Below are 7484 nucleotides of genomic sequence, written 5' to 3'. Positions count from 1 at the left end.
AGCAGCAGAAAAAGAAGTCACACAACAACTAACGATCAACTACTGGCGCAGGACACTAGGCCGTTTCTGATGGCTCTTGCCCGGGTGGTGGATCTGCTGCCGTGCCGGGCAGGAGCCTGGCATGGTGCGGCGGCATGAACTGACCAACACTCAATGGGAACGCATCGCCCCGCTGCTGCCAGAGACCGGCGGGCCAGGTGGACGGTGGGCGGATCACATCCTCGCCGCAACCGGCGGCAACAACAAAGGACGCGTCTTCCAAGCCACCTTGTGGAGCCGCACCGGAAGCCGGTGCACAGGCACCGGACCGGGCCCGCAGGCACCCTCTACAGCGGGGCACTGTCGCGGGGAGCCGAGCCGTACTCCCGCCCTCGCGCATGACGGGCGCATGCCCGCCGATCCGCGCGTCATCCCACCGGCGTCCGGGCCCTGGCAAGGTGGTCTCCGCGCGGGACGTGTGCCCGGACACGGGCCTGGCCCTTCTGTCCTACGGGCAGGCCCGCGCGCTGCTGGACCAGCACACAGCCCTGTAGCACGGCGCGTCCGAGCTGATGCTGATGGCCAAGTCCCGGCACAAGAAGGCGGAGAATGTCCGCCGCTACTTCAAGCCCTCCCCTGAAGCGATCGCCGGGCACACCAGCCTGCTCGCGCCCGGCGACAGCCGACGCTGAGGCCCCTTTTCAGCGCGGACCGTTGCGGACTGCACGTCAGGTTCAGCGTGGCCGCCGTTGCACGACGCCGGCGAGCACCGTGGTCACCAGCTTGTTGACGGTTGCTGTGGTCGGTGGGTCGGGGTCGCGGTCTGCGAACAGGAGGTGCCCGCCTCCGACCAAGGAGAGGGTGAGTGAGTCGATGTCGGCGTCGGCCGCGATACGGCCCATTGCGCGCTCGTCGGCCAGGTAAGCGGAGACCGCGGTCGTGACCTGGGCGAGGATCGCGATGCCGCCTCCGGGCCTGGCTTGCCGCAGCCGCGCGCGCAACTCGTCCCGGAAAGTGATGAGCGGGATGATCGCCACCGGAACCGGTCCGAACAGGGTGGTCAGCGCGCCGGTGAGGTTATCGGCCACGGTGCCGGTGCCGACGGCCTCGCGCAGCGCATGCGCCTGCGTTTCCAGCTGTGCGGCCCGGTCGAGCACGAGCTCGGTGAGGAAGGCGTCGAAGTCGGTGAAGTGCCGGTGCAGGACGCCTTTGGCGCAGGCTGCCTCGTCGGTGACGGCCCGGCTGGTCAGCCCGTTCGGGCCATCCCGCAGCAGCACGCGTTCGGCGGCGTCGAACAGTTGCTGCCGCGCGTCGCGAAGGTGTACCCCGGTCGGCACTTACCAAATCCTCTCGTGCGCCAGGCTCCTGGCATCCGTTGGCATGTGGGCGCTTGCCCACTAAAGTGAACGCATGCCCACTCTACCGCGAGAACAGCCAGAACCGGCGCAGCCGCATCAGGCTCGGCAGACGGCCGAATCGTTCGGCACGGACGCGCAACGCTACGACCAGGCCCGACCCGGCTACCCCGATGGCCTGGTGGCGCGTATCGTCGCCGGGAGCCCGGGGCCTGACGTGCTCGACGTCGGCTGCGGCACCGGCATCGCGGCCCGCCAGTTCCAGGCCGCCGGCTGCGCGGTGCTCGGCATCGAGCCGGATGCACGGATGGCCGACCTGGCGCAAGCCCGCGGCCTGCAGGTCGAGGTGGCAACCTTCGAAGCCTGGGAGCCGACTGGCCGAATGTTCGACGCATTGATCGCCGCCCAGTCGTGGCACTGGGTGGACCCGGTCGCCGGCGCCGTGAAGGCGGCCCAGGTGGTGCGTCCGAACGGGCGCCTGGCGATCTTTGGGCACGTATTCGAACCGCCTGCCGAGGTGGCCGAGCCGTTCGCGGCTGCTTACCGGCGGGTGGCGCCCGACTCCCCGTTCAGCAATCAGCCGGCTCGACGTCCGCTGGAGATGTACCAAGCGGGGTACGCGAAGATCGCCGACAAGATCCGCGAGACCGAGCAGTTCAACGACCCTGAACAGTGGCGATTCGACTGGGAGCAGTCCTACACGCGCGACCAATGGCTGGACCTGCTCCCCACTACCGGCGGCCTCACCCGGCTTCGTCCCGATCAGCTGGCCGAGATATTGGGCGCGGTCGGCCGCGCTATCGACGCTCTGGGCGGCCGCTTCACGATGCACTACACCACTCTGGCGACCACCGCCGTACGCGCCAGCACCCCTTGATCCGCTGCCGCACGGTCGCGCGGCTCCCTTATTGGCTTTGTTCACTTCCAGAAGCAGCGTTTGTTCGGCATTGGGGAGCAGTTGGCGATGGGTCGGCTCGGGAATGTTCATGAGAAATGACGTCAGTGCATGGGACGGCCTGCCGCCCGTGAGGGGACGCTGTTGGTGAATTGCGGGCTGTCTTTGTGCCCCACCGGGTCAACCGGTGGGGCACAGTGCCGCCACGGGGCTGGTTCGGGTGGGCGCGTGTGGTTTCCCGGTGAGGTGCGCGTCGATGCGGACGATGTTGATCGCCGCCGTGGTGAGCTGGTGCTGGAGACCGGCTTTGGCCAGGCCGCGGTAGCGGGATCTGCGCAGGCCGTGGGCGATGACGCCTTGGGAGACGGTGCCTTCGACACCTGCACGGATCTTGTAGCGGTCCTTCCACTCGTCGGTCTGCTGGAGAGCACGGGCTTGCTGAAGGGTCTCGTGTTCAGCACGCGGCCGCAGTGTGAGTTCACGGCGCACGAGCCGACGGCTTCCGGGCTTGGAGTTGATGCACTCCGGCTGCCGGGGACACGGTTTGCAGTCGCGGGGCGAGAACTGGATGCGGATGACGGGTGCTCCTTGCTGACTGCGTGCCTGGCGCCAGTAGGTGCTGGTGTGCCCGTCCGGGCAGCCCGCCTGCTGCTGGTCCCAGTCGACGGTGAACGCCTCTTGCCCGAAGGTGGCATCCCCTCTGGATTGGGCGGATGTGACGGATTTGAGCGGGCCGTGCAGGGCGACGCCGTGATCACGGTGTGCGGCGGTCAGGGCGGCGGCGTTGGCATAGCCGGAGTCAACCCAGTGCTCCGCGGGCAACAAGCCCTTTGCGGCAAGGCCGGCATGGACCACGGTGGCCATGCGGTCGTCGCTGACCGCGCCGTGGGTGGTCACCACGTTGGTGATCAGGTGGGCGGTGTCCGGCTCGCAGGACTCTGTGAGGTGGACCTTGTAGCCGTCCCAGCGGATCTCCCCTTTCACTCCGTTGCGGGCTTGGACGTCATACGGGCTGGCCAGGCGCGTGGCGCCCGGCGGCCGGTCTTTTGGGCCCCGGCGCCTCACCTCACCCTCGACGACGTGGAAGTGCTGGACCCACGCCTGCCGCAGAATCTCCGCCTCGGGCAGCTCCCGCAGCCTCTGCGGCGCGTCGGCTGCCCAGACCAGCCGCAGCAGGTGCATACCGTCGGTGCCGATGCGCTCGTAGAGCTGTGTGCGCTTGGTGCGGTCCTTGGGAAACCGCGTCTCGTCGGCGCGGGTGGCGTAGTGCCTGAACCAGTCCTGCAAGGCCCGCTCCCGCAGCCAGTCCGGTTCGACACGTGCCACCGCGTTGAGGGCTGACCGCAGGCACTCTGACACCAGCTCCAGCTGATTCAGCGCGCGCACCGCCGACAGCACATGGGTTGAGTCGGTGCGTGCTCTCCCGCCGCTGGCCAGCAGTCCTCGCTCCCGGGCTGCGGTCAGGACGCCGTCCAGGACCTCGCGCCCGCCCTCGGCGCCGATCAGCCGGTCCCGGAACTCGCAGAGCACCGAGTGGTCGAAGCCGGGATCAGTTAGCTCCAGCCCGAGCGCGTACTTCCAGTCGATCCGGGCCCGCACCGCCTCGGCGGCCTGCCGGTCGGTGAGGTTATCCACGAACTGCAACACCAACACCAGGGCCAGCCGACCCGGTGACCAGGCACGTTTCCCCCGCGCTGGGAACAGACCCGAGAAGTGCTCGTCCGTGAACATCACGCCCAGCTCGTCGCGAACCCTGATCGCCAGACTGCCCTTCGGAAACGCTGCCCGCGCCACCCGCACCGTTTCTGCGGGAACTTCTCCCGGCACCAGCGGCTTCATCGACACCCGTACCCCACCCCAAACACCCGTCGGTCTCCAAGACCACAACCAGGTCTTGGAGACCGACGTCACACACGGAACCCGTATTCGCCAACAGCGTCCCCGTGAGGGCGGCAGGCCGTTGGGGCCTGTCAGCCCCCAGGTGCTGCTGCTCCCCTGACGTCGCCCGCGGCCGGACCCGAGGCACGGAAAGTGCGCCGGTACGCCGACGGGGCGACCCCCGCCTCCGCCGCCAAGTGCCGCCGCAGCGAGGTGGCGGTGGCGAAGCCGACTTCGTGGGCGACCCGTTCCACCGGCAGGTCGCTGGACTCCAGCAGGTGCCGCGCCCGCCGAAGCCGCTGCTGGGTCAGCCAGCGGCCGGGGCTCAGACCGGTCTCCTCCCGGAAGCGCCGGGCGAAGGTACGGGTGCTCATCGCCGCGTGCTCGGCCAACTCGTCCAGCGACAGCGGCAGTTTCAGCCGCTGCAGCGCCCAGTCGCGGGTCGGCCCGGTGCCGGTTCCGCTCGCCGGCGGCAGCGGCCTCTCGATGTACTGCGCCTGCCCGCCGTCCCGGTACGGCGGCACGACGCAGCAACGGGCAACATGATTGGCCACTTCGCTGCCGTGGTCCTGGCGTACCAAGTGCAGGCAGACGTCGACACCGCTCGCTGCGCCCGCGGAGGTCAGCACATCACCGTGGTCGACGAAGAGCACACCGGCGTCAAGCTCGACCCGGGGGAACAACTCCTTGAAGTGGTCGGTGAGCGCCCAGTGGGTGGTGGCCCGGCGTCCGTCCAGGAGACCGGCGGCGGCCAGCAGGAAGGCGCCGGTGCAGATTGACACCAGACGGGTGCCGGGGCGGACGCGGGACAGGGCGGCGAGGGCCTGCGGGTCCGGGGCGGTGACCGAGGCCCGGGAGATCGCGTACGGAGGGATGACCACAGTGTCCGCCTCGGCCAGCACCTCGGGACCGTGGCCGGGGGTGACGGTCAGGTCCGAGTCGGTACGCACCGGCTGCCCGTCTGCGCTCGCGGACAGCACCTCGTAGCGGCCATCGGCGGAACCCAGAACCCGGTGCGGGATGCCGAGTTCGAAGGGGTAGACGCCGTCGAGGGCAAGGACGACGACCTTGTGGGCGCCGGGCCGCGGGTGCGGGCGCATCCGGCGGTCCAGTTCCGCCGTGCGCTCGGCGAGGTCACGGGCCCGGGAGGGCCCGGCGGACGCAGGGCGGGCGGTGGGAGTGTCGATGGGCATGGCAAGAATGTATCGAAGGCTGACCTTCTTGCCATCGCGCCGGCCGGACCGTACGGCCAGGATCGAGGCATGACTTCGACGGACACCCCTGAGAACCTCAACCCCGCGGATCCCGCCGCCACGGACGGCGCCCCCGTGATGCTCGCCCTGCACCAGACGGCCCTCGGCGGCCCCGAGGTCCTGCAGCTGGCCGAGCTTCCGCGGCCCGTGCCCGGCCCCGGCGAGATCCTCGTCGCCGTGCACGCGGCCGGACTCAACCCCACGGACTTCAAGCACCGCGCCCTGAGTATTTTCCTGCCGCCCCCGCCGCTGACCCTCGGTTGGGACGTCTCCGGCACCGTGGTGGAGACCGGCTTCGGCGTCACCCTCTTCCGGCCCGGTGACGAGGTGTTCGGCATGCTGCCCTACCCGTACGGGGCTGGCTCCCACGCCGAGTACGTGACCGGCCCCACCCGCGCCTTCGCCGCCAAGCCCGCCGGGATCGACCATGTTCAGGCGGCCGCTCTGCCGCTGGCCGCGCTCACCGCCTGGCAGGCCCTCATCGACACCGCGGGCCTCCGGGCCGGCCAGCGGGTACTGATCCACGCCGCGGCCGGCGGAGTCGGTCACCTCGCCGTACAGATCGCCAAGGAGCACGGCGCGCACGTCACCGGGACAGCCAGCGCCCCCAAGCATGACTTCCTGCGCGAGCTCGGCGCGCATGCCTGCATCGACCACCGCTCTGAGGACTTCACCGACACCGAGGAGCGCTACGACGTCGTCCTTGACGCCCTCGGCGGGGAAACCGCCACCCGCTCCGTGAGCGTACTCCGCCCCGGCGGCGTCCTCGTCTCACTGCTGCCGGGCGCCGAAAACACCCTGGCCGCGGCGGAGAAGGCACAGGTCCGCGCCGTCACCCTGCTCGTCGAGCACGACCAGGCCGGGATGCGCGCCGTCGCCGAGCTCGTGGCCCGGGGCAAGCTTCGCGCCCACGTCTCCGGCACATTCCCCCTCGCCGAAGGCGCCCGGGCCCACGCCCTGGGAGAAACGGGCCGTACCACGGGCAAGCTGGTGATCACCGTGCGCTGAGCCGGGACGGCTCGGGGTCCGTCCCGGGCCGCGGCACATGATGGTCGGCATCTCCCTGCGTGCTCCGATGCTCCATGCCCACGTCTCAAGGCGGCAGGGCGAGCTTGAACCAGACGCACGTCCCGCAATCGGGACTCCAGACCGTCGGTGTACAGCAGCAGCGTCGCACCTGCCGGGCCGTCGAGTCCGACGGCTTCGAACTCGGCAGCACCCACGCCCTCCAGAGAGTGACGCCTACGCACCGTACTGCGGACAGGTCGGTGTCGTGGGCAAGCTCCGATGCCGCTGCCCTGGCAAGTACCTACGTGGCCGCGCCCGGACTGACTGGCTGGAATCTCCGTCTGAGCCGCTGGAGTTCACCGCACGGGCCCGGGACTCCTCCAGTGCTGCCAAGATCGGGTGGTGGCTGATGATGTCACCGCTGAATCTCCCGGGGTCGCTGTCGGGCGCTACGCAATCACGGCTGAAGACAGACGTAGGAGGCGCCCCGGATGTGGTCGCGCTTCTCTGCCCATTCCAGGGAGTGGCGGATGCCGTCTTCGATGGACCACCGCGGATACCAGTCCAGGATTTTTCCCGCCCGGTCGGCGAGGGTGTAGGCGCCGGCGAGGTCGCCGGGGCGGGGTGGTCCGTTGTTGATGACGACGGGTGTGTCGACGACGGCGTTGAAGGCGGCGGCGAGTTCAAAGACGGTTGTGCTGGTGCCAGTTCCCAAGTTGATGGCCGTGGAGGGCTCTTCGCGTCACCTCGCCGACCCACCACGCCGCCCCCAACCGGTCCGTACCTCCACTGACTTCCTTCGCCGGGGCGAGGAAGCGGGCGAGCGCCTCCGTGACGTCCGCTGTCACGGCCGCCGTGCGGAGGCGCATCGGGGGCTATAGACGCGTCCAAACATTCTGTTAGCTCCTCTTATGGGTGGAGTCGACATCGATGAACGCCTTCTGAGCTGATTGTGCGTGCTGGAAGCATGAAGAACTCCCATCATCGCAGGTCACATGACACATCTTCATTTTCCCAAGCGTCATCCACAGGCATCGGTCGGTGGATCGAGGCTTATGAGTTGGTGCGTGATAGTGGGTGAGGGCGTCGTTGCTGGTGGGTGGCAGGATCTGCCTA

General features: G+C 69.1%; 6 protein-coding genes and 1 pseudogene. 3 read left to right on the top strand and 4 right to left on the bottom strand.

The window, feature by feature from the left end; all coding sequences use genetic code 11:
* Window positions 1-410: 410 nt before the first annotated feature.
* Window positions 411-671 (top strand): annotated as a pseudogene (locus tag IEZ17_RS41080) (site-specific integrase); the annotation flags it as partial.
* A gap of 42 nt (window positions 672-713) precedes the next feature.
* Here IEZ17_RS41080 and IEZ17_RS41075 read toward each other — a convergent pair.
* Window positions 714-1316, bottom strand: coding sequence for a TetR/AcrR family transcriptional regulator (locus IEZ17_RS41075; protein WP_189308740.1), 603 nt, complete (start codon window positions 1314-1316; stop codon window positions 714-716).
* 73 nt (window positions 1317-1389) lie between these two features.
* Here IEZ17_RS41075 and IEZ17_RS41070 point away from each other — a divergent pair, with 73 nt between their 5' ends.
* The gene (locus IEZ17_RS41070; RefSeq protein WP_189308739.1) at window positions 1390-2211 is read left to right on the top strand and encodes a class I SAM-dependent methyltransferase; all 822 of its coding nucleotides are present in this window, start codon (window positions 1390-1392) and stop codon (window positions 2209-2211) included.
* A 198-nt stretch (window positions 2212-2409) separates the two neighbouring features.
* Here the strand turns inward: IEZ17_RS41070 and IEZ17_RS41065 are convergent, their stop codons facing one another.
* Complete coding sequence (locus IEZ17_RS41065; protein ID WP_189308738.1) at window positions 2410-4074, bottom strand: IS1182 family transposase; 1665 nt, start codon at window positions 4072-4074, stop codon at window positions 2410-2412.
* A 125-nt stretch (window positions 4075-4199) separates the two neighbouring features.
* A complete protein-coding gene (locus IEZ17_RS41060) occupies window positions 4200-5300 on the bottom strand; it encodes a GlxA family transcriptional regulator (protein WP_373300082.1) in 1101 nt (366 codons plus the stop codon).
* A gap of 69 nt (window positions 5301-5369) precedes the next feature.
* Here IEZ17_RS41060 and IEZ17_RS41055 point away from each other — a divergent pair, with 69 nt between their 5' ends.
* On the top strand, window positions 5370-6368 hold the full coding sequence (locus IEZ17_RS41055) for an NADP-dependent oxidoreductase (protein WP_189308737.1): 999 nt from the start codon (window positions 5370-5372) through the stop codon (window positions 6366-6368).
* 457 nt (window positions 6369-6825) lie between these two features.
* On the opposite strand, the gene IEZ17_RS41045 is transcribed toward IEZ17_RS41055, so the two are convergent.
* The gene (locus tag IEZ17_RS41045; protein ID WP_189308736.1) at window positions 6826-7083 is read right to left on the bottom strand and encodes a Rossmann-fold NAD(P)-binding domain-containing protein; all 258 of its coding nucleotides are present in this window, start codon (window positions 7081-7083) and stop codon (window positions 6826-6828) included.
* Window positions 7084-7484: the final 401 nt, after the last annotated feature.

Source organism: Streptomyces albospinus (genome assembly GCF_014648695.1).
Classification (GTDB): Bacteria; Actinomycetota; Actinomycetes; order Streptomycetales; family Streptomycetaceae; genus Streptomyces; species Streptomyces albospinus.
The sequence above is the reverse complement of the archived record's forward strand: the minus strand, read 5'-3'. Positions and strand labels throughout refer to the sequence as shown.

What these genes read in the sequence shown, in the direction of transcription:
- IEZ17_RS41070 (WP_189308739.1), top strand. Translation starts at nt 1,390, where the DNA reads ATGCCCACTCTACCGCGAGAACAGCCAGAACCGGCGCAGCCGCATCAG.
- IEZ17_RS41060 (WP_373300082.1), bottom strand. Translation starts at nt 5,300, where the DNA reads ATGCCCATCGACACTCCCACCGCCCGCCCTGCGTCCGCCGGGCCCTCC.
- IEZ17_RS41055 (WP_189308737.1), top strand. Translation starts at nt 5,370, where the DNA reads ATGACTTCGACGGACACCCCTGAGAACCTCAACCCCGCGGATCCCGCC.